Origin of the sequence: Mycobacterium sp. 1245801.1, assembly GCF_001673055.1 — a bacterium.
GTDB lineage: Bacteria > Actinomycetota > Actinomycetes > Mycobacteriales > Mycobacteriaceae > Mycobacterium > Mycobacterium europaeum_A.
Map to the genome: position 1 here is coordinate 25,518 of NZ_LZKY01000046.1, position 21,114 is coordinate 46,631.

Annotated in this window: 23 protein-coding genes; 6 read left to right on the top strand and 17 right to left on the bottom strand. The window is 66.4% G+C overall.

All coding sequences use genetic code 11. The annotated features are described in order from the left end of the window. Positions 1–220: 220 nt before the first annotated feature. Positions 221–1,078 carry an LLM class F420-dependent oxidoreductase gene (locus tag A5622_RS02675; RefSeq protein WP_066876475.1) on the top strand — a complete coding sequence of 286 codons (858 nt, stop codon included), beginning with the start codon at positions 221–223 and terminating at the stop codon, positions 1,076–1,078. A gap of 10 nt (positions 1,079–1,088) precedes the next feature. Here the strand turns inward: A5622_RS02675 and A5622_RS02680 are convergent, their stop codons facing one another. Both A5622_RS02680 and A5622_RS02685 read right to left on the bottom strand, forming a co-directional pair. Next, a complete protein-coding gene (locus A5622_RS02680; protein ID WP_066876477.1) occupies positions 1,089–2,597 on the bottom strand; it encodes a SulP family inorganic anion transporter in 1,509 nt (502 codons plus the stop codon). 322 nt (positions 2,598–2,919) lie between these two features. Further along, complete coding sequence (locus tag A5622_RS02685) at positions 2,920–3,342, bottom strand: nitroreductase family deazaflavin-dependent oxidoreductase (RefSeq protein WP_066876479.1); 423 nt, start codon at positions 3,340–3,342, stop codon at positions 2,920–2,922. A gap of 120 nt (positions 3,343–3,462) precedes the next feature. On the opposite strand from A5622_RS02685, the gene A5622_RS02690 reads away from it, so the two are divergent. Then, entirely contained in the window at positions 3,463–4,362 is a 900-nt protein-coding gene (locus A5622_RS02690) for a class I SAM-dependent methyltransferase (protein ID WP_066861270.1), read from the top strand. A 146-nt stretch (positions 4,363–4,508) separates the two neighbouring features. Continuing rightward, a complete protein-coding gene (locus A5622_RS02695; RefSeq protein WP_066861185.1) occupies positions 4,509–5,195 on the top strand; it encodes a class I SAM-dependent methyltransferase in 687 nt (228 codons plus the stop codon). A gap of 20 nt (positions 5,196–5,215) precedes the next feature. Here the strand turns inward: A5622_RS02695 and A5622_RS02700 are convergent, their stop codons facing one another. The 3 genes from A5622_RS02700 to A5622_RS02710 are packed head-to-tail and all read right to left on the bottom strand — an operon-like array spanning position 5,216 to position 7,709. Continuing rightward, the gene (locus A5622_RS02700) at positions 5,216–6,811 is read right to left on the bottom strand and encodes a PPE family protein (protein ID WP_066876516.1); all 1,596 of its coding nucleotides are present in this window, start codon (positions 6,809–6,811) and stop codon (positions 5,216–5,218) included. 20 nt (positions 6,812–6,831) lie between these two features. Next, entirely contained in the window at positions 6,832–7,137 is a 306-nt protein-coding gene (locus A5622_RS02705; protein ID WP_066876480.1) for a PE domain-containing protein, read from the bottom strand. Continuing rightward, the gene (locus A5622_RS02710; protein WP_066876482.1) at positions 7,134–7,709 is read right to left on the bottom strand and encodes a hypothetical protein; all 576 of its coding nucleotides are present in this window, start codon (positions 7,707–7,709) and stop codon (positions 7,134–7,136) included. The genes A5622_RS02705 and A5622_RS02710 overlap by 4 nt, the downstream gene beginning before the upstream one ends. Before the next feature lie 71 nt (positions 7,710–7,780). Here A5622_RS02710 and A5622_RS02715 point away from each other — a divergent pair, with 71 nt between their 5' ends. From A5622_RS02715 to A5622_RS29510, 3 genes are all read left to right on the top strand, one after another. Then, entirely contained in the window at positions 7,781–8,200 is a 420-nt protein-coding gene (locus A5622_RS02715) for a hypothetical protein (protein ID WP_066876484.1), read from the top strand. Further along, positions 8,197–8,985 (top strand): hypothetical protein, encoded by a 789-nt coding sequence (locus A5622_RS02720; RefSeq protein ID WP_066876486.1) that lies wholly within the window; start codon positions 8,197–8,199, stop codon positions 8,983–8,985. Before A5622_RS02715 ends, A5622_RS02720 begins: the two co-directional genes overlap by 4 nt. Before the next feature lie 123 nt (positions 8,986–9,108). Beyond that, complete coding sequence (locus tag A5622_RS29510) at positions 9,109–9,276, top strand: hypothetical protein (protein WP_197507932.1); 168 nt, start codon at positions 9,109–9,111, stop codon at positions 9,274–9,276. Between the two features lie 30 nt (positions 9,277–9,306). Here the strand turns inward: A5622_RS29510 and A5622_RS02725 are convergent, their stop codons facing one another. The 12 genes from A5622_RS02725 to A5622_RS02780 form a co-directional block, all read right to left on the bottom strand. Continuing rightward, positions 9,307–9,654, bottom strand: coding sequence for a hypothetical protein (locus A5622_RS02725; protein WP_066876488.1), 348 nt, complete (start codon positions 9,652–9,654; stop codon positions 9,307–9,309). Positions 9,655–9,663: 9 nt separating this feature from the next. Then, positions 9,664–9,888: a hypothetical protein gene (locus tag A5622_RS02730; protein ID WP_066861264.1), complete on the bottom strand. Its 225-nt coding sequence runs from the start codon at positions 9,886–9,888 to the stop codon at positions 9,664–9,666. Between the two features lie 283 nt (positions 9,889–10,171). Beyond that, positions 10,172–11,434 carry a TetR/AcrR family transcriptional regulator gene (locus A5622_RS02735; RefSeq protein ID WP_066876490.1) on the bottom strand — a complete coding sequence of 421 codons (1,263 nt, stop codon included), beginning with the start codon at positions 11,432–11,434 and terminating at the stop codon, positions 10,172–10,174. Positions 11,435–11,563: 129 nt separating this feature from the next. Continuing rightward, on the bottom strand, positions 11,564–12,349 hold the full coding sequence (locus A5622_RS02740; RefSeq protein WP_066861164.1) for a mannan-binding family protein: 786 nt from the start codon (positions 12,347–12,349) through the stop codon (positions 11,564–11,566). Positions 12,350–12,361: 12 nt separating this feature from the next. Further along, entirely contained in the window at positions 12,362–12,958 is a 597-nt protein-coding gene (locus A5622_RS02745; protein WP_066876492.1) for an Mce protein, read from the bottom strand. A 37-nt stretch (positions 12,959–12,995) separates the two neighbouring features. Further along, positions 12,996–14,246: an MlaD family protein gene (locus A5622_RS02750; protein ID WP_066876518.1), complete on the bottom strand. Its 1,251-nt coding sequence runs from the start codon at positions 14,244–14,246 to the stop codon at positions 12,996–12,998. Beyond that, the gene (locus A5622_RS02755) at positions 14,243–15,472 is read right to left on the bottom strand and encodes an MlaD family protein (RefSeq protein ID WP_066861157.1); all 1,230 of its coding nucleotides are present in this window, start codon (positions 15,470–15,472) and stop codon (positions 14,243–14,245) included. Before A5622_RS02755 ends, A5622_RS02750 begins: the two co-directional genes overlap by 4 nt. A 2-nt stretch (positions 15,473–15,474) precedes the next feature. Continuing rightward, on the bottom strand, positions 15,475–16,590 hold the full coding sequence (locus A5622_RS02760; RefSeq protein WP_066876494.1) for an MCE family protein: 1,116 nt from the start codon (positions 16,588–16,590) through the stop codon (positions 15,475–15,477). Then, entirely contained in the window at positions 16,587–17,633 is a 1,047-nt protein-coding gene (locus tag A5622_RS02765) for an MCE family protein (protein ID WP_066876496.1), read from the bottom strand. Before A5622_RS02765 ends, A5622_RS02760 begins: the two co-directional genes overlap by 4 nt. Then, positions 17,626–18,705 (bottom strand): MlaD family protein, encoded by a 1,080-nt coding sequence (locus tag A5622_RS02770; protein ID WP_066876497.1) that lies wholly within the window; start codon positions 18,703–18,705, stop codon positions 17,626–17,628. Before A5622_RS02770 ends, A5622_RS02765 begins: the two co-directional genes overlap by 8 nt. After that, a complete protein-coding gene (locus A5622_RS02775) occupies positions 18,702–20,255 on the bottom strand; it encodes an MlaD family protein (RefSeq protein WP_066876498.1) in 1,554 nt (517 codons plus the stop codon). The genes A5622_RS02770 and A5622_RS02775 overlap by 4 nt, the downstream gene beginning before the upstream one ends. Then, complete coding sequence (locus tag A5622_RS02780) at positions 20,256–21,113, bottom strand: ABC transporter permease (RefSeq protein ID WP_066861142.1); 858 nt, start codon at positions 21,111–21,113, stop codon at positions 20,256–20,258. Position 21,114 lies beyond the last annotated feature (1 nt).

Consider the following 21,114-nt stretch of genomic DNA (forward strand, 5'->3'; position numbering starts at 1 on the left):
CATCCTCGACCGACCGGCGGTGGAATATCCCGACGACGACCGTGGTTGATCAGCGCGGCGGTGTCGGCCATTCCCCCGGGGACCACACCAGAACCGTCGCTGCGAGCGACCACTTGCGCCAGAGGCGAGAAGCCGACACCGCCCCCAAACCCCTGGCCCGCGGGCTCGCGCGGGAGTTTCGTCTGGGAAGCAATCCCGCTATCGCGCGGTTGCACAGCGAATGCGTATCGGAGTCGTCTTTCCGCAAACCGAGCTCGGCTCGGACCCCGCCGTCGTGCGCTTGTACGGTCAGCGCGTCGAGGAACTGGGGTTCACCCACATCCTGGCCTACGACCACGTCGTCGGCGCGGACCCGACGGTGCATCACGGCTTTCAGGGCCCCTACGACATCGACTCGACGTTTCACGAGCCGTTCGTCATGTTCGGCTACCTGGCTGCTGTCACCTCGTTGGAACTCGTCACCGGTGTCATCATCTTGCCGCAACGCCAATCGGTGCTGGTGGCCAAACAGGCCGCCGAGGTGGATGTGCTCAGCGGTGGCCGTTTCCGGCTCGGCATCGGATTGGGTTGGAACGCAGTCGAATTCGAGGCGCTTGGCGAGTCGTTCATCAACCGCGGCAAGCGTTCCGAGGAACAGGTCGAGGTCATGCGCAGGCTGTGGACCGAACGGTCGGTCACGTTCAACGGCCGGTACCACACCGTGACGGGGGCCGGCCTGGCCCCGCTGCCCACCCAGCGGCCGATACCGGTGTGGTTCGGCGCCGCGTCGGATCGTGCATACGAACGTGCCGGTCGGCTCGGCGACGGTTGGTTCCCCATGGTCGAGCCCGGACCCGGGCTCGACCACGCGCTCGAGCAGGTGGGCCGCGCGGCCGAATCCGCGGGCCGCGACCCGAAGAGCCTCGGCATGGAAGGCCGGGTCAGCTGGACCGAAGACCGCGATAAGCTCGCCGCCGCCATCGCCGCCTGGAAGGCCGCCGGGGCCAGCCACCTGTCGGTGAACACCATGAAGGCCGGCTTCGCGAACGTCGACGAACACCTCGCCGCCCTCGAGCAGGTGGCCGACGACCTCAGATAGCGCCGCGGCTTTACCGGCTTCCCGCCGCGGACAACTCCTCGACCAAACTCAGGTGCGCGTTGCGGCGGCCGGCTTTCGATCGCTTTGGCGCGGGCTCAGTCGGCTCGACCGTGTCGCGGACATGGACCTGCCCGCCCGTAGCGCAGTGGCGGCGCTGCCAGTCGCTGATCGCTTGGTGCGCCGCGTGATCGAGATAGCTGGTCAGCAGGTGGATGGTGACCGACGTGCGGTCGGGGACCGACGCCAGGACGCCGGTCAACCGGGGCAGCGCCAGGAAGGTGCAAGCGCCTTCGACGACGACGTGCCATCCGTCACCAACGGGCTTGGCCTCGATCCTGGCGCGCACCACCCGCCATCCGGTGACGGCGACGGCCAGCGCGAGCCCGATCATCACGCCGTGCAGCAGATTGAGGAAGACGACGCTGCCCACGGTCACCAGGTAGACGGCGAGATCGCCGTTGCGCAAGGCGGTTTCGATATGCGCCGGTTTCAGCAGCTCGATGCCGATGACGATGAGCAGGCCGGCAAGTGCCGCCGTGGGAATCTTTTCGACGAGCCCCGCGAACGGCACCGCGAAGAGCAATATCCAAATGCCATGCAGGATGGTCGATGCACGCGTCTTCGCCCCGGCATTCACGTTGGCCGCGCTGCGCACGATGACACCGGCGATGGGAAGCCCGCCGATGGCGCCCGACGCGATGTTGGCCGCGCCCTGCCCGATCAGCTCACGGTTGAAGTCGGTTCGCGCCCCGGTGTGCATCCGGTCGATCGACACCGCGGTCAGCAGACTCTGCACGCTGGTGATCAATGTGACCGTGATGACGGCGATGACGACGGCTGCCCAATTGCCGTGCGGCAGCGACGGCAACCGCAGTGCCTCGAGGACGGAGCCCTCCAAGACGATCCGGGACACGTGGAACGGGAAGATCATCGAGATGGCGGTGACCGTCACGATCGCCACCAGTGGACCCGGAACACGGGCCACCCGGGCCGGAACCCAGCGCCAGGCCACCAGAATGGCGATCACCAGCAATCCCAGCACGACTCCCGGGCGGTGTGCGCTCAGAATCTGGGCGGGCAATCCGGTGACGTTGCTCCACGCCGAGCTTTTCGAAGCGCCGCCCAGTAGCACATGAACTTGCTGCAGGGCGATCGTAATTCCGATGCCGGCCAGCATGGCGTGCACCACGACCGGCGAGATCGCCAGTGCGGCTCGGGCAATCTTGCTGAACCCCAACAGGACCTGCAGAATCCCTGCGATCACGGTGATGAAACATGTGATCGCCCAGCCGAACTGGGCGACCAGATCGGCGACAACCACGGTAAGCCCTGCGGCCGGACCGCTCACCTGCAGTGGGGAGCCGCCGAGCCACCCGGCGACCACTCCTCCGACGATCGCCGCGATCAAGCCCGCGAGAACCGGTGCGTCCGAAGCGATCGCGATACCTAGTGACAGCGGAAGCGCCACCAGAAAAACCACCAATGAGGCCGGCAGATCGTACCGTAGCGTCTCTCGCATCCGATCGAGCCGGGACGGAGCCACCGCCTCCAGGTCATGTCGACCTGGCTGTTCCAGCTTGTGCACCGGCCCTCCCCGAATTGGTCTTTAGCGGTGGGCTTTTAGCTATCCGCCCGGTCACGGCAGGATGATCACTCGTAAAGCCGTGCGGCGCAGGCGGTTACAGATACCACGAACGTCGTTGTTCGGATGGAAATGCCTGGCCTATGCGTTCGAAGGTAAGTGGGCGGAGATAAAGGGGTCAACCGGACGGGCCGGGCGCATATCGAATGCAAATTTTCGGCGGCCATTGCAAGCAGCGCAGCCAGCCGAGGGAAAATGGTTACTCCAGAACGAAAACCGGGATTTGCCGTGCCGTTTTCGTCTTGTAATCCGCGTAGGGCGGAAAGGCCTCAACGGCCCGCTGCCACCACTCCTCGCGCTCGGCGCCGTCGAGCTCGCGCGCTGTCAACCTGAGCACCTTGTCGCCATCCTGCAATGTCACGGCCGGATTCGCCTTCAGGTTGAAGTACCACAGCGGATGCTCGGGGGCGCCGCCGTGCGACGCGACAATGACATAGCGGCCGTCCTTCTCGACCCGCATCAACGGCACGTAGCGCTGCTTGCCGGACTTCGCCCCGGTGACGGTAATCAGCACGATCGGCCGGTCGAAAACCTCGACTCCGTCGGTCGTGCCCTGACTCAGGATCTGTTCGGTCTGGTCGCGCACCCAGCCCCTGGGGCTCAACTCGATTTCGTCAGCCATACCTACACCGAACACCCCGGATCCGCGACTCCATTCCCCGGGTCCAACTAAGGCGTACAGTCGAGTCGTCAACTTATATGAGCTAACTAATCGCGTCGCAGTCGCGGAGAGGAGATGGGTGTGGCCCGCACCGAGAACGACACCTGGGACCTGGCGTCCAGCGTCGGAGCCACGGCAACCGCGGTCGCCGCGCAGCGGGCGATCGCCTCCAGCCCACCGGATGCTTCGTTGAATGACCCGTGGGCCGACCCCCTCGTCCGCGCAGTCGGCATCGACAGCTTCATCAAGCTGCTCGACAATCAGCTCGACCGCAGCGACGATCCGCTGCTGAACCGTCAGGCGGTCAAAGAGCAGATCACGGTGCGGACCCGGTTCTTCGATGACTTCTTCGTTCAAGCGACCGAATCGGGCATCAAGCAAGCGGTGATCTTGGCTTCCGGGCTGGACACCCGGGCGTATCGGCTGCCCTGGCCGGCGGGCACCGTCGTGTACGAGATCGACCAACCTGAGGTGATCGAGTTCAAAACGCGGACGCTGGGTGAACTGGGCGCCACCCCCAGCGCGGAGCGCCGCACGGTGTCGATCGACCTGCGCGAAGACTGGCCGTCCGCCCTCACCGCCGCCGGATTCGATCCTGCACAGCCGACCGCGTGGAGCGCCGAGGGACTGCTGGTCTACCTGCCGCCCGAGGCGCAGGACCGCTTGTTCGACAACATCGCGGCCGTTTCGGCGCCGGGCAGCCGGATCGCCACCGAACACCTGGACCTGCGCAGCATCCCCTCGGACTGGGCGCAGAAACTGACCGAGCGGTCCCGGCGCATCGGCTCCAGCATCAATCTGGCCGAGCTGTTCTACACCGGCGAGCGCAACACCGCCGCCGAATACCTGGGCGCCCGTGGCTGGGACGTCGATATACGGACAACCGAGCAGGCGTTTGCCGCACACGGGTTCGCGGTGCCCGACGACGAATTGGCCTCATTCGGCGACGCTTCCGGCTACCTGACGGCGACGCTCAAGTAGTTGAGCCCCCGACGGCCTCGGTTGCTGCGCAGCTGGGGTCGGTCGGCGCGCCAGTTCCCCAATCAATCCCTCCGTCGCCGTGCCACCGCACGCCCCCTATATCAGCGTCATTGACATATATCAGTGCCGTTGATATAAACTGTGGCATGACCCAACCGACGCAAGAGATGTTCGAATCCGCCTACCGGGGCGAGGCTCCCGAAATGGGCGAGGGCAACCGGCCGCCGTGGAGCATCGGCGAGCCGCAGCCGGAGATCGCGGCCCTCATCAACGATGGCAAATTCCACGGCGACGTGCTCGACGCCGGTTGCGGCGAGGCGGCCGTGTCGCTGTACCTCGCCGAGCGAGGCTTCACCACCGTGGGCCTGGACCAATCCCCCACCGCCATTGCGTTGGCAACCGAGAAGGCCGCCCGCCGGGGCCTCACCAGCGCGACCTTCGAGGTCGCGGACATCAGCGCCTTCACCGGCTACGACGGGCGCTTCGGAACCATCGTCGACAGCACGCTCTTCCACTCGATGCCGGTCGAACTGCGTGAGGGCTATCAGCAGTCGATCGTGCGGGCCGCAGCGCCGGGCGCCTCGTACTTTGTGCTCGTCTTCGACCGCGCCGCGATGCCTGCCAACGGGCCGGTCAATGCGGTGACCGAAGATGAGCTGCGCGAGGTGGTCTCGAAGTACTGGGTGATCGACGAGATCCGGCCGGCCCGCATCCACGCCAACGTGCCCGAAAGCTTCCTGTCCGGCTTCCAGGACTTCGCCGCCGACATTCGCGATGAGGACAACGGTCGCAAGTCCGTGGGCGCCTGGTTACTGTCCGCGCACCTCGGCTGACGCGGACCGGGCCGCGCGGCCTACCGGCCGTCCCACCCCTCCGGCAGCATCGGCGTGCGCGCGCCGTCGCCGGACTCGTTGTCGCCCAACGTGATCAGGCCCGCCGCCCGCAGGTCGGGCCGAGGTAGCGTCCCGGCGAAGCCCCGTGCCGACGCGCCGGAATCCGAGGGCAGGTGCCGAGCGGACGACGCGGGTGCAGCCGCGGCGGCAGTCTCGTCATCGGCCTCGATGAATTCGTAGCGGTATCCGGGGTCGACGACCGAGCGCGGGCGCCGGCGTGAGCGTCCATGGTGCTCCTCCGCCGCGGCCACCCCGGCGGCCGACGCCGCGTTCTGCGTGGCGGGCGCCGCGCTGTTGGCCCGGGTCTGCGCCGACGATTCCATACCGAGCCCAACGTTGCCCACCAGGTAACCGAAGCCCTCGGATCCGGTCACCGGGGCGGGTGGTGTGGGTGGAGCCGCGGGCGGCACAGCCGCCGAAGCCGTGGGCGCCGGGGTCGACGCCATCGACGTCGCCGTCACTACCGGGCCGGCCGGGGCCATGGGCGCCGTCACCGCAGCGGCCGACACCGCCGGCGGTTGCACGCCCACCACCGCGGGCTGCGGCACGGCGGAGGGAGCGGGAGCGCCGGCCGGCGCGGCCAACCCGGCCAGGCCCGCCAAACCCGCCAGGCTTCCCAGGCTGGTGATCGACAGGCTCAAACCGACCTGCAGCAGCAGCGGCAGCTCCTGGAGAATGAAGCGCAGTGTCCGGATCGTCCAGTTGATGATCCGGTAGGTCTGCCACGCGATGAAATAGTTGACCAGAGCCGGGAATTGGGACGGATTGAGCAGGCCGGAAAGGTTCTGCTGTAGCCAGGCCACCGCCTGGGCGTTGCCGTTGAAGAAGTTGCCCAGGTTCTGCAGGTACTCCGATGGACTCCAGTTGGGTTGGCCCTGCCCGGGGATCTGCTCACCGTCGGGCCCGAACAGCATTTCCCAGATCTCTTCGGGCGTGGGCAACTGGAAGGAACCCGTGCCGCCGCCTCCACCGCCGCCGGTCCCAGTGCCGGTGCCGCTTCCCGTTCCGGTTCCGGTGCCCGTGCCGGATCCGGAGCCGCTGCCCGCCTTACCCCCGGTGCCCGCTCCAGCGGCGCTGCTCATCTGCACCGCCGCGGTCGTCGCCTGGTAGGTGGTCATGGTGGTGGCCGCCTGAGTCCACATCCGCGCGTAGTCGGCCTCGTTGAGCGCAATCGGAATGGTGTTGACCCCAAAGAAATTCGTCGCCACCAAGGCCGCGTGCGTCGCATGGTTGGCGGCCAACTCCGGCAGCGTTGGCATCGCGGCCAACGCGGCGGTATATGCGGTGGCCACCCCCTGGTGTTGAGCGGCCGCCTCGGCGCTCAGCGCGCCGGCCAGCTGCAGCCACGCCAAATACGGCATGTGCGCGGCGACATAGCTGTCGGCCGTCGGGCCCTCCCACACCGGAACCGAACCGGTCAATACGGAAGTCAACTCCGTTGCCGCCGAATCATATTGGGCGCTCAACGCCGTCCACGTCGCCGCGGCCGCCAGCAAGGGGCCCGGCCCCGGTCCGCTGCTCAACAGCGCCGAATGCACCTCCGGCGGAAGAGCCATCCACACCGGCGCGGTCACCGTCAGCCTGCGCCCAGATAGGTCGACGCACCCGCCGCGTCGCCGGCGGCGTAACCGACGCCGGCCAGACTCACGCCCAACCCGGCTCGACCCAACACCTCGACGCCCTTGGCCGCCGCGGCCGAATGCTGGCTTCCCCGCTCGCTGAATACCGCGGCGGCCGCCAGCGACACGGGATCGGCCGCCGGCGGGACCACCACCGAGACCACGGGCGCCGCCGCCGCGTGCGCGGCCGCCAGCGCAGCGGTGATCGCATCGACCGCCGCGCTCGTCGCGGCCAAGCCCTCGGGGATAACTCGCAGCGTCATAGCGGCCGCTCCTCGTATCGTCTTGTCGCCGAACCGGCGCCGGCCGCCCTGGCCGCAGGCGGCCAACCCACACCCAGGGCCACCACCCAGGCGAGCACACCGGCTACGAATCCAAAGATCAGGTGCCACCCCGCCCGCTCGAGCATTCCGTTCGATACCCACGCCGACATGGCGTGCCATGAGGAGACCGAACTGGCAAGCGCGACAAGGTGAATGGGCGCGGCGGCCAGCACCAGTAACCACCGATGCGAGCGCACCACCGGAACTGAGCCCACCGTAAACAGCAACGCCGCCGCGGCCCCATAGCGACTGCTCCACAGTGGATCGCTCAACCCATGGATCGGCAGCACCGTAATCGATGACGCCGCGCCGACCGCCAGCACCGTCTCGCGACGCGCCGTCACCAGCGCGACCGCCACCAGCAGGGTCAGCCAGATCAGCCCACGGTGACCGGGCAGCCCCAGGGGCATCCGGATATCGGTCGACGCGACGATGGCGGCGACCGCAACCAGCGGAAACGCCGCCTCGCGGACGGCGGTGAATCCGGCCGTTGAGTGCATCAGCACGGTCATGCGCAGATCATAAGCCGCGAGCCCCTACACTAATCCTCATTTACGGCGAATTCACAGGATAGGACCCGTAAATGCGCAGCAATACGCTACTGACTCGGGCGGTTGCGGTTTTCGCCCTGGCAGCGGGACTCGTCGCGTGCGGCGCGTCGGAGACCGACGTCCAGCTCGTCGTGCAGAACAACCACCGGGTGCTCGACCGATTCACCCTGTCGCGACTCGAGCAGCTGCCCCAGGTTCAGGTCGCGACGCCGCAATCACACCGCGTGCAGCAGGGACCCAGCGTGCGTTCGATCCTCGACGCCGCGGGCGCTACCGGGGTCATCAGCGTGCGGGTGGAAGGGCGCGACCCGGCCCAGACCCTGACGGCCGGCGAGCTCGACGATCGGACCATCCTCGGCTTCACCAAACGCCACACACTCAAGCTCACCGGCGCAAAGCTCAGCCGCGATCAGTGGGTTCGCGACGTCACCGACCTGGTGGTCAACCCGTGATCGCCGGTACCGCGCTGGCCGGTGTCGACCTGCTGATCGGCATCGATGACACCGACAACCCGTACACCCCCGGCACCGGCCGGCGGGCCCGCGCGCTGCTGCGTGAGCTACAGGCGGCCGGACTCGGCTCACCCGCGGGCGCCACGAGACATCAGCTGCTCGTCGATGATCGGATCCCGTACACGTCCCATAACTCGAGCGCGTGTCTGGCCTGGCGCAGCCCCGGCGGTGATCCGCACGCGGTTCGCACCGCAATCATCGAGTTCGCCGGACACTTCCTGGAAACGGTGTGCCCGCCCGATGCGGATCCGGGGCTCGCCGTCGTCGTTCCGGGCGAACTCGCCGGCAGCGCGGCGCGGCTGGTCGACTTCGGTCTCCGCGCCAAACGGGAAGTACTGTGCGCCAACGAGGCTCGCGAACTCGCCAGGACACTCGGCATCCACCTGTCCGGCCACGGCGGCACCCGGGAGGGGACGACCGGCGCGCTCGCGGCGGTCGGTCTGCACCTGTCGGGCAACGACGGACTGTTCATCACGTTGCCCGGAATCCGCAAGCTGCCCGACCGGGCCACCATCGAGACCGTATTCGACCTGACCCCGATCGACCTCGCGCGCGACGACGCTTTCCGCCAGCCGCGGCCGGGCGAGATGATCGACCTGGGCGACTGGGTGCGGCCGGTCTTGCTCGACGGGCTGGCCGTGTTGCTACTCGAACCGCCCCGACCGCAGGGCGACGGAACCAGGTCGTGGCGAACGGCACCGCGCGCGGTGGTCAAACAATACTGATTCCCCGCTCGATCCCGTGCACGTGAGCTGCGCGATCGGCGTCGGCGGCCGCGCGCGGGTTTCAACGGCCGTCATTCGGGCGAACCTGACGAAAGGCATTTCAGACGTTCAGAGGAGATCTCGGTGGATCAGCAAGTCAACTTCGACCCGCCCGCGACGCCCGAGGACGCCCGAAAGGCAACCGAGGAACAGCGCAAGCTGCAAGAGCAGCTCGAGCACCAGGACGAGGATCCGAACGGCCCCGGATTGCACCAATCCCGGCACGACCTACCGGACGAGAGCACCCGCTAGTCGCCTCAACCTTGGCTCGGCGAAAGCCCGTTAGAGGCAAGGTAGTTCAGATTGCCGGACCGCCGGTGTGGACCGCCGGTAGTCGTGGGCAAGCGCCACGCCCGCCTGCCACGTCAACGTCAACCCGCCCAGCGCCGCCGCGGGAATCGCCCATAACCGCCGGATCAGGAGCGCGTGATCGCACTGGTCGACATACTTGCCGCCCACGCCGACCGCGCTGGACGCCTGGGCCAGATCGGTGACAAAGCCGCTGCCGCACTTGACTTGCCAGCCGAACTGATCGTAGGCGTCGATGAAAACCGGCAGGTACAGCGCGAAGAACCCCCCGGCCAGCAACACCACGGCAGCGGAGACGACCAGCGGCCCGCGGTTGGTCATGCGCCCCCCTTAGGTCATGCAGACGTTGGCGAAAAGCAGCACCGGCCAAGAGACGATCGAGCCGAGGAATGAGACCACCAGGTCGACGCCGTGCATGTCGTGCAGATGCTGGGTGTGGGTGCTCGACCAGATCACGCCGACGATCAGGTACGGCGTCCCCAGCAAAATCCCCAGGCCCAGCAGCTCGGCGATGGTCAGTTGGTACTCCAGGACTGAGCGGATCCTGCTGAGCATGGGCATGCCTTTCGCGCGGGTGCTGCCGGGTTCGAAGCCGACCTACACCGAAGTGCTAAGGACCCACCGCGTCCCGGCGTGCGGACTAGACCCATACATGTTAATGCCCATTCGTGCGATTCGGTAGTGCTGCGCTCGATTCGGCGGCGCAGTCACGCAGCAGCCGAACGCTCAGATATGGTGGCGCAAAGGGGCGTTCGGCTCGCGCTCGATGCATCGCAGCGGTTTGTTTCCAAGAAGCAAGTGCGGGAAGATTCTTTGCCGGGGCTTCCGCAACGGCATGTCAGCGGCGCTGCCGGCCACCGCGTGGCGCGCTCCGAGGCGCTGCGACCGGTCGTCCCAGCAGCGTGACCTCCATCAGGCGGCGCACCGTGAGTCCGGCGGCCGCGCTGGCGTCGGGGTAGACGAGTCGGCCGGTGTCCACCGCGAGGGCGAACGCGGCGTGGACGGCGTATCGCGCGCGGCCGAGCGTGAGCTCCGGCCTGGCCGCGACGGCGAGGCTGGCCCAGGATTCGACGGTGGAACGCTGAATGTTGTACAGCAGTACCGCGTCGGTGTCGGGCAGGTTGTGCCGCTCGGTGTAGTAGACGCAGGCTAATTCGGGGTTGGCGAACGAGCGGCTGACGTAGGCCTCGATGAGTTGTGCGAGCGCCTGTTCCGGGTCGGCGCTGGTGGCCAAGATGCTGGACAGGTCGCCGGAGAGTTGGTCGGCAGCACGCCGGTAATAGACGGCCAGAATGTTGGCCTTGCCCGGAAAGTACTGATAGATGCTGGCAACCGGGATGCCCACCGCCGCCGCGATGTCTTCCATCCCGGTCTCGCGATAGCCGCGTTCGTTGAACAGGCGCATCGATTCGTGCAACAGACGTTCATAGGTTCCGGCTGCGCTGGTCAGCGTCGCCGTGCGCGGCTGCTCGGATCCGCGACCGCGCTGGGTTGGCAAGTCGGCCCGCAACACCGCGGCCGAGATGTCCGCCAGCGCCGCGCGGATCTCGGAATTGCCCAGCCGCGACCGATGGTCGGTGATGCTGCCGATCACGCTCAGGGTGGCCGCCGACAGGATCCAGCGTTGCCGCGACGTGAGTTTCGGGCGAAGCCTCATCAGTGGACGCTGCAGGCGCCGGTTGATCAGTTTGATCTGTTCGGCCAGGGCGTGTTGATCGTCACCACGTAAGTAGCGGCCCTCCCAGCGATACAGTCCGCCGGCGGTGCGGTTGACGATCGTGGAGTCGATCAACGCACTGACCAGCGCGCTGAGCTGCTCTTCGGGATCGCCATCGGCGGGCAGGTCATCAGCGAACGCAGTGGCGTCGACCAGTTGCTGTCCCAGCGCCAAGAAGACTTCGCGGAACAGGTCGTACTTGCCCTGCGAGTGGCGGTACAGCGCGGCCGCGGAGATCCCGACCCGCGCCGCGATGTTTTCCATGCTGACCGCGTGATAGCCCAACTCGCTGAATGCATCGGTGGCGGCGCGGGCGATTTGGATCTTGCGGTCCTTCGGGCGCCGCTTTACTTGATCTGCGGAGGAGCGGCTAGCCGATGGCATACAGATCACCGTAGCCGCAGCAGCGGCCGTCGGGGCGATCGGTCGACAAGCGGTATTGCGGAGCCGGCAAGCCTCCCGCGCGCCGCTGGGCGCGGCGTCCTACCCGAGGTCATCAGACGTCTATCCCCGCTACGCCCCGCCGAATTCCGGGCGCAGGACCGAGCTCAGTGCGCTGAGCGGAATGTGTGGCTCGACGGCCCCTCCGTCCATGGACCATTGCTCCGATTGGCCGTACTGGATAGGCGAGTCGTGTCCCACCGGGTAGTCCGGCATGTACAGCACCAGCTCGTCGGGCGTGAGCGCCCAGGCTTTGTAGCCGCCCGAGAAGACCTTGTCCGGTGTCCACCGATCGAGGGTGAACGGATACGTTCCCGGATTGTGTTGCCATGCGGCATGGTCGAGCGCGTCCTGGATGGACGGCTCGGCCAACGGTGGAATTGCGGTCAGCGGGTCGAGGCCCGGCTTGGTGATGTCGGCCAGCTGCAACCGCCTACCGCCGGCCATGTCGAAGGTGAACGTGCGATAGGCGTTGTTGAATGCCGGGCCGTCGGCGTGGTAGTCCTCGTGGAAGGCCACACTGAGCGCGCGCCCATGGGTGAACACCTGATAGTTCTCCTCGCCCCAGCTGTCTTGGACCATTGATGCGCCCTTGGTGCGCCAGTTGTTCATCAAATTCCGCAGGTATTCACGGATGGGTGGACCACTGGTGGGGTTCTCGACCAGGTCGCCGGGCAACGCCATCTTGATGTCGCGGACCGCCTTTCGCTCGGACAACACCGAGGTGTGGCAGTACTGCCCGTCCCAATCGCCGCCGAGCTCGCCGCAAAACGACTGCGCCGAGGCCGATGCCGCCGGTGCGCTCAACACCGCGGCGGCCACCAGCGCCGCACCGGCCGAGACTCGAATCAACCGCATGACCGAAACGCCCTAGGGTAGTTCGACTTTGCTGGCCAGCCAGCGGCCGCCGACGTTTTCCATCGTCATCTTCATCCGACTTCGGTCAACCCGACCGTCGGGCCGCACGGCGTTGCTGACGGTTTGGTCGACCATCAACAACACCACCACCTTGGTTTTGCTCTCCGATTGAATCGCCGAATCCACGACGGTGCCATGGGCTGCGGCCTTGTTGTCGATGAGCAGTTGCCGAAGCTGGGCGCTGGCTTTGGTGTACGTCTCCTTGAAATCGCCTGTGGCCCCGTTGAGTACAGCCGAGAAGTTCTGGTCGACCTGGCCGGAGTCGATACTGGTGAGCACCTGGGCGTAGTCGATCGCGGTCCGCTGGGCCGCCTGCCCGGCCTGGTCCACCGCGTGCTCGTCCCACAGCTTCCAGCCCAACCCACCGGCGAGGACGAACGCCCCGGCGTAGACGGCGGCGACAACCGCGATGCGGCCCCGACGTTTCCATCGCCAGGTGCGGCCTTTCGCGTCCTGCCCGTCGGCGTTCGCGGAGGCTTCCGGCTGGTCGTCAGGCGGGGTCTCGGTGTCTTCGCTCGTACTGCAGTCGTGGTCGGCGGTTAGTGTCACGGCGGTGTCTCCTTGCGGTGGTGAAGGGCTCGTGGGCTTAGTGGGGCGGTTCGATCGGCAGGGTCGGTCCGCCGTAGGGCGTGGGAATGGTGAAGCGTCCCTTGGGTGTTGGATCGGCGGTCTGGCCGAGGTCGGCGCCGGGGGGCGGCCCCGCGGTGTCGTCACCGCCCGGTCGGGGCGCATTCTTGGCGCCCCGGATCAATACCTGGGGGTCGTCGTCTCGGCAGTAGGTGTACAGGAAGGGCTCGGGGTAGTCCGCCGATGACGACGGCCGCCGCGGGGTGCCGTAATCGCAGGTGTAACGCGGGTAGATGTCGGCGGTCGCCCACAGCCCATGCTCGTGCATGGTCGTCATCAGGGCCTCGAGTGTCGAGCCGCGATAATCGGGGAAGACCGCGTTCAGCGCCGGCACGCGGAGATAGACGATCCGCGCGGTGGTGACCAGATTGGCCAGTAACCCGACCATGGTGTCGGAGTTGTCGTCGAACAGGTTGTCCACCGAGGACAGGGCGTGCGGGGTTCGATCGACGAATCTGCGGTAGCCGCCGTCCATCTTGTTCACGCCGGTCATGAGGTCCCCGATATTGCGGGACGTCGCACCCAGCCCGGCGTTCTTGTCCGACAGTGTCGTCAGGACCACCCGGCTGGTCTTGAGCATGGTCACGGTCTGCGGCAGCACCGGGTCCATCGTCGACAGCAGGAAGGTGGCACCGTCGATGATGTCGGTGAGCTTCTGCGGCCCATCCTTGCTCAAACTCAGTTGGCGCTTGACGATTTCGAGCTTCTTCGGGTCGGTTTGGGCCAGCAGGCCGTCGGCGTCGGCGAGCACTTGCGACAGCGGAATCGGCGTGGTCGTGTGCTGTGGGCCGATCACGCTGCCGTTCGACAGGAACGGGCCGGCGTTGGATGCGGGCTCGAAATCGATGTACTGCTCGCCCGCAGGGGACAATCCGGAAACCCGGACCGGGCTGGCGGCGGGGATCCTGGTATTCGCATTGATATTCGCGATCACCTCGACGCCGGTGGGTACGGGCCGCAGCGATTGGATGCGCCCGACCCGGATCCCCCGGACCGCTACGTCTTGATTGGCCAGCAGCCCACCGGATTCGGGCAGCCGGATGGTGACCCGGTAGGTCGACTCGAAGGGGTTGATCCGCAGCGCCCCGATCGCCAGGTACGTCACGCCGACGACGAGGGTCAGAGCCAGGGCAAGGCCGGACAGCCACGCGCGCCGCCGGTGTCCCGCTTTGACCGCGGCGACGATGAACCGGCCGAGGGTGTCGATCACCGCGGTGGTTCCGGAATCATGGGATCCGGCGGCGCTTGACCGGCGGGTGCCGGTGGAAGCGGCGGACCGACCGGCGTCCAAGGGCTTTGGCCCATCGGTGTCTGCGGGCCGCGGCCGACGACCCGTTCCTGTAGGCGCCACAGGACGTATTTGATGGACCCGATCATGTAGTTCCAGTCGCGGCGCATCGGTCCGTGGAACACGGGATCACCCTTGAATCCCCCCGTCTCCGCCCCGGTACCCGGCCGCGAGCCCATCACCAGCCGGTCGAAGCTGCCGCGCACCGAAATCGCGTCGCTGGGCGTGGCTTTCACGAACGGCGGAATCAGCCTGTTGAGGCCGGCGAGGCTGGTATCGGGGCTCAACACGACGTCGTTCCATGCGGCGGCGATCGTGTTGGCGTCCTTTATGACGCTGCGGCCCGTCTTGTCGGTGCCCGCGATCGACGGGAATTTGGACAGCTGATGGGTCGTGGCACCGAGTTCGTCTACCACGTCGGCGATTTCGTCGGCGTTGCTGGACAACACGTTGGTTGCCGGGCCGACGGCTTGCAGGATTTCGGAGAGCGCCTGGTTCTTCTGATCCAGCCGGTCGGCGAGTTCGGCCGTTTCGGTCACCGCCGCATCGATCTGCTCGGAGCGCGAATTGAGCTTGCTCAACAGCAGATTGGTCCGGTTGATCAAGTCGCCGAACGCGCGTCCCTGATCACCGGTCGCCTTGCCCGCGCCGTTGACGATGTTGGTGAAGTTGCGGACCGCGCCGCCGTTGACCAGCAGCGCGGCCGAGCTCAGCACGCTTTCCACGGTGGCGGCGGCACGGGTCGCAGGCAGCCCGATGGTGTCGCCGCTTTTCAGCAGCGGCGCGCGAGGATCCATCGGGGTCGGTGGCTTGATCGCGACGAACACGTCGCCGAGCGGTGTCGCCGATCGCAGTTCTGCGGTGCTGCCGGCCGGCACCCGCACGCCGTCCATGATGCGCAGGGTGGTGACCGCGGTGTAGTTGCGCGCGACCATCGATTCGAGTTGCCCGACGTCGGCGCCGGCGAGTTTGACTTTCGCATGGGCTGGAAGGTTCAGCGCGTTGGAGAAGACCGCGTTGAGCAGGTATCCGCCATTGCCGATCCCCGGCGCGGGCAGCGGCAGGCTGGATAGCCCGTTGGTGGCGCACCCGGAACTGACCATGGCTGCGCTGAGCGCCACTACCAATTTGTGCTTGACGACGTTCATCGCTACTGCCCCATCGCCGAGAGGCCGTCGAGAATGTAGGTCAGGCCGAAATCGGGTCCGTAGTCTTGCAGTGTGCCTGTGCTGCAACCGAGTTGACGCAAGTGCATGAGATTGCAGAGCTCCTTGGCGGACTGGCTGTCGGTGAGGGCTTTGTCCAGCAGCCCGTGCACGCGGATCGCGCCGTTGTTCCGATCGACGGTGTTGTAGAGGTTTTCCAGTGTCATCGGGAGCACGTCGAGCATCTCGGACACTCCGCGCTGGTCCTCGACGATCGTCTTGGCGACGGTGTCGCCGTTGCGGACCGCCTGCTTGAGGTTGTCCCGGTTCTGCTCGATCAGCGTGGTGACTTCCCCGAGGATGCGGTTGATGGTCCGTCCGGTGGCGCCGGTGCCGAACTTCTCGTCGGCGAGCATCTGGCTGAGTTGGCGTGTGGTCGAGCCGAATTGACGCACTTTGGTGTCGTTGCGGGCGGCGGCCTCGGTGATCGAGCTGAGGTCGGTGATAATCGTGGTCAACTGCTCGCGGGTGGTCCCGCCCCGCTCGGAGCTGAGCCGCAGGGCATTGGAGAGTTGGTCGAGAGCGGACAGGATCTTCTTGCCGTTGCCGTCGGTGATGGCGACCGCGGAGTCACTGAGGTCGGCGACGGGGCCCCCACCCCTTCCGTCGCCCTTCAGCGATTTGGACACCTTGTCGAGCATGTCCAGCACGCGGTCGAAAGCCACCGGCGTCTTGGTTCGGGTGAGTCCGATCGTGTCGTGGTTCTTCAGCACCGGGCCGCCTCGGTAGGGCGGAGTGAGTTCCACCTGCCGGTCGGTGAGGATGGAGGTCGTGATGGTGACGGCGCGGGCGGCCGCCGGGATCTTGACCTTCTTGTCCACCGTCAACTCGGCCTCGACGTAGCTGCCCTTGGACGTGACCTTGCTGACTTTACCCACCGGCATGCCCAGCACCGCCACCACGTTCCCCTCGTAAAGCCCAGCGGCGCTGTCGAATTGCGCGATCACCGTCATGGTGTCCAGGCGCGACTTCACGTAATGGCCGACCAGCCCTACGGCGATGGCGGCCAGCGCCGCGACCGCGACACTTACAGCGATGAGTTTGCGCCTGCCGGTGGTCATTTGCAGTCCTTGAAGTACTGGATCATCTTGAACTCTTTGGCGCGACCGCTGATGGCACACATCCATGAATCGATGGCGAGACCATTGGGAAGGTTGAACTCGACGACCGGCCCATAGCCGGTCGCGTTGGTCAGACCGCGCAGGGCCACGGGGGCGACTTGCAACAGGTTTCGCAGCAAGTCGTCGTGCTGGCCGACCATGTTCGTCAGCTGGTGCAGGTTTGCGAACAGCTCGTCGAGCAGCGGCCGGTTGTTGACGACGATCTTGTCGAGCTGGTCGACGAGGTCCGTCAGTCCGGCGAACATGGCGTGAAAGGTGGCCTCCCGGGCCACCAGGTGCCCCAGCAGATCCTGACCCTGATCCATCAGATGGCCGATGTTGGTCTGCTGGCGCCGCAGGGTATTGACCACTCGCTGAGTGCTTTTCAGTAGCGTGCCGAGTTGGCCCCGACGGTCCGCGGTGATGGTCGACAGGGTCTGCAGATTCGCGACGGCCTGCGGTATCAGTGGCGGTACGCCGCCAAGCTGCTTGCCCAGCACCGCGAGCGACTGCGCGAACTGGTCGGAATCGACCTGCTCGAACGTGGTGGTGGCGTCCTCGAGTAGTGACTGCAGGTCGTAGGGCACCTCGGTGTGGCTCAGGCTGATCGTCCTGGCCGGCAGCGAGCCCGGGCCGTCGGGAACCAGCTCGAGGTAGCGCGAACCCAGGATGGTCATCACCTTGATCACCGCGCGGGTGTTCTTGCCGAGGGTGATGTTGTCGCGCACGCTCAGTCCGGCTTCGACGTGATCGCCGTCGAGCTTCATGCTGGTGACGTGTCCGACCTCGATGCCGGCGACGGTGATCGGGTCGCCGGGTCGAAGCGTGGCGGCCTGCAGGAATTCGGCGGTGTAGTGGGTGTAGCCGATGCCGAGCAGCTTGATTCCCAGCGACACCGCGACGAGGACGGCGACCAGCGCCAATCCCGCCAGCCCCAGCCAGGTCCTGTTGTATGACTCGAGCGGACGACGCCGCGACCACCGGGCCCTGAGCGAGTCAGCCATTGGCCATGTTCCTGCATCGCGGGGTATGCCACCCCATGTTCTTTGTGGTGATCGGGTAGGCGTTGCCGGGGGTGGCCGCGTTGACGATGAATGTCGTGATGTCGTTGAGCCCCGGGAAGAAGCCGGTCGCGTTCAGGTCGCACGCGTAGGCGTTGCCGTAGGAGCCCTCGCTGACGGCGCGCGCGAAACCCTTGAGCAGCAGCGGCAGGTTGTCTCCGGTGAAGGCCAGCTGGGGTTCGATGCCGACCATGTGCTTGCTGAACCCGGGCTCTCGGGTGATCAGTTCGTTCAACGACGGGTCAACGTCGTCGGCGATCGCCGAGAGCCGACGGGTCACCCGAGCGATCGAACCCACCGAGTCCTGTAGCCCCGCGCGGCGGTTGTCAAAATTGGCCACCGCATCGCGGGTTTGGTCGAGTGCACGGTCGAGGTCGTCGTTCTCGCGGGCGACGGTGTCGGTGACCTTCGTGAGGTTGCTGATCAGATCGCCCAGGGATTGATCGCGGGCGGACAGCGTTCGGGTGATCGTCGAGGTCTGCTGCACCAGTAGCGGGATCGATGCCTGATCGCCTTGCAGCGACTGCAGGACGCCCTTGGTGAGGTCGTCGGCGTCCTTGGCGTTGAGCAGGGTGAACAGCGGCTCGAAACCGTTGAGCAGCTTGCCGACGTCAAACGAGGGGTCCGTCTGCTGCACCGGTATCACGCTTCCTGCGGAAAGTGTTGCCCTGTTGCCGATCTCGCCCAGCGACAGGCCCAGGTACCGCTGGCCGATGATGTTCTGGTAGGTCACCGATGCCACGGTGTTCCCGTAGAGATGCTGATCGTTTTCGACGATGAACGAGACCTTCGCCAGTTTGCCGGTGAGCTCGATGTTTTCGACGCGCCCGACACGCACGCCGGCCATTCGGACGTCGTCACCGATGCGCAATCCGTAGACGTCGGTGAACATCGCCGCGTACGGCGTGGTCGGACCGGCCACGTCACGCCGGAGGGTGGCGTACACCATCCACGTCACGGCGATGGCGATCGCCATGAAGATCGACAGCCCGATCAACGGCCCCCGTACCTTCACTTCGGCCCGCCTACCGGTTGTGGTTGCGCGGGTTTCAACGAGACGGACGTACCGCGCGCCACCGGGCCGAGCAGCAGTTGGGTCGCCACCGACGCCGAGTGTCCCTGCCCGGTGATCAAGCCCAGCTGGTCGCGTTCGTGTTGGCTGCCAACGGGTCCGACGTTGCCGCCGAATCCCGACGGCGCGACCGCGCCGGGTGGGCCGGGGTTCGGCCCCGGCGGAGGCGGCGGCGCGTCATCGGGATCGGCGGTTCCCGGGACCCGGGGCGCCGGACCGATGGGCCACGGCCACCACGGTAAGGGCGGGTTGGGGTCTTGCAGGCTGGGGTTCGGGTTGTACAGGGGCGGTCCGACCGGAACGAGGTTGCCGTCGGGCCCAACCTGGGTGCCCGGGGGCGGCGCCAGATCCGCTGGCGGGTGATAGTTCTGCGGTAGCAGAACCTCGGGCAGGTCGGGCCGGACCGCGATGGTCGGGGCGGTATAACAGCTGGGCCCCAGCAACTGGCCGTACCGCGGGCAGTCGGCGCGGGTGTAGGTGTAGCTCGGTGTCAGCGCCAGATTGACCCGCATGTTTCCGGTGTCGAGTTCGGGATCCCATACCTCTTCGAAGAACTTGTCGGACAACCGGTTCAATCGAGTGAAGATGGGCACGAACTTGTCGCTGTGCAAGGCGAATACGCCCAGGACCGGTGTGAGGTTCTGTGTCATCTCGATCAGCTGATCGGTGTGGTTGTCGAACGCTTGGCGGTTGACCCCGATGGTGTGATGTGAACCGGTGACCAGCGAGCGAAATTGCTCCCGCTTTTCGGCCAGCGTCTGCATCGGTTTGACCGCATCATGCAGCACATCGACAAGCTCGGGTGCCGTGGACTGCAGACCCCGGGTGGCATCCAACAGCGCGGAGACCGTGGTCGGCCCGGGATCGGTGGCGACGATGGAGTTGAGCTCGTCGAGCACGCGAGTCAATTGCGCGCCGGCGGTGAGTAGCGCACTCCGGCGGTTGTTGGTGGCGGCCGCCACGGCGGCCAGAAGTCCCACGCTGTGGTCCTCGCGGCCCCGGCCGGTTGCGGCGAGGATGTCACGCAGCTTGCTGATCGTCGTCTGGAAGATCACCGTCGAAAGCTGCTGGTCTTCGGGGATTCGCGCCCCGCTGCGGATGCTCGAACCTGGTCCGCCGTCGACGAGTTGCACCGACGACACCGCGAACACATTGCTGGGCACCACGCGCGCGGTCACCGCGCCCGGAATGTCCTTGGCGTATTCGGGTTTGAGGTTGATCTGCACATAGTTGGGTTTGCCGTATGCCGCCGGGACGACGTTGTCGACGGCGCCGACGAGCAGCCCGTGATACTTCACGTCCGAGCGGGCGGGCAGGCCGTCGCCCACGTTCGTCAGCTCGGCGACCACGCGGACGTAGTCATTGAGTTTTCCGGTGGATTTCAACAAGAGGGCGCCCGTGATGAGTCCCGCGATCAGCAGCACCGTGGCGCCCATGGCCAGCAGCTGGTGATCGGAGGGTCCCCGGCCGTCGAAATCTAGCGAATTCGGCATTCAGCCACCGAATCTCGCGCCGGCGTCGATGCTCCACAGCGCCATGGTGAGCAACATGTTGACCATGATCACGACGGTGATGCTGGCCCGCATGGCGTGCCCGGCGGCCACTCCCACGCCCTCGGGCCCGCCCGCGGCATAGAAGCCGTAGTAGCACTGCACGGTGGAGGACAGCCACACGAAGACAACGCATTTGAGCACGGAATAGGCAATGTCCTTGGCATTCAGCATCATCGTGAAGTAGTGCAGGTACGGACCGATGGAGCCACCGCTGATCACCTCGGCGACCACCTGACATGTCAGGTACGTCACCGCCAGGCACGCGATGTAAAGCGGGATGACCGCGATGACAGAGGCCATCAGCCGCGTCGTGACCAGGAACGGGATGGGGCGGATGGCCAACGATTCCAGGGCATCGATCTCTTCGGCGATGCGCATGGCACCCAGCTGCGCGGTGAAGCGGCAGCCAGCCTGCATCGCGAAGGCCAGCGAAGCCATGATCGGCGCCAGCTCGCGGGTGTTGACCAGCGATGAGATGATGCCGGTCGCGGGGCCCAAGCCGAGCAGATTGAGGAAGTTGTATCCCTCCACGGCGACCAGAGCGCCAGCGGTGAAGCCGAGCACCACCGCGACGCCAGCCGTGCCGCCGCCGACCACGATCGAGCCGTTGCCCCAGGCGATGTTGGACAGCAGTTGCAGGAATTCCGTGCGGTACTGCCGCAGCACGGACGGCACGGCGAGCACGGCCCGCACGAAGAACACCAGCATGTGCCCCAGCCGCATTGTCGGGGCGGCCGCGGCCCGATAGGCGCCGACAAAGGGGCGGGCCAAGGTGGGGACATAGGCGGACGCCGTCATG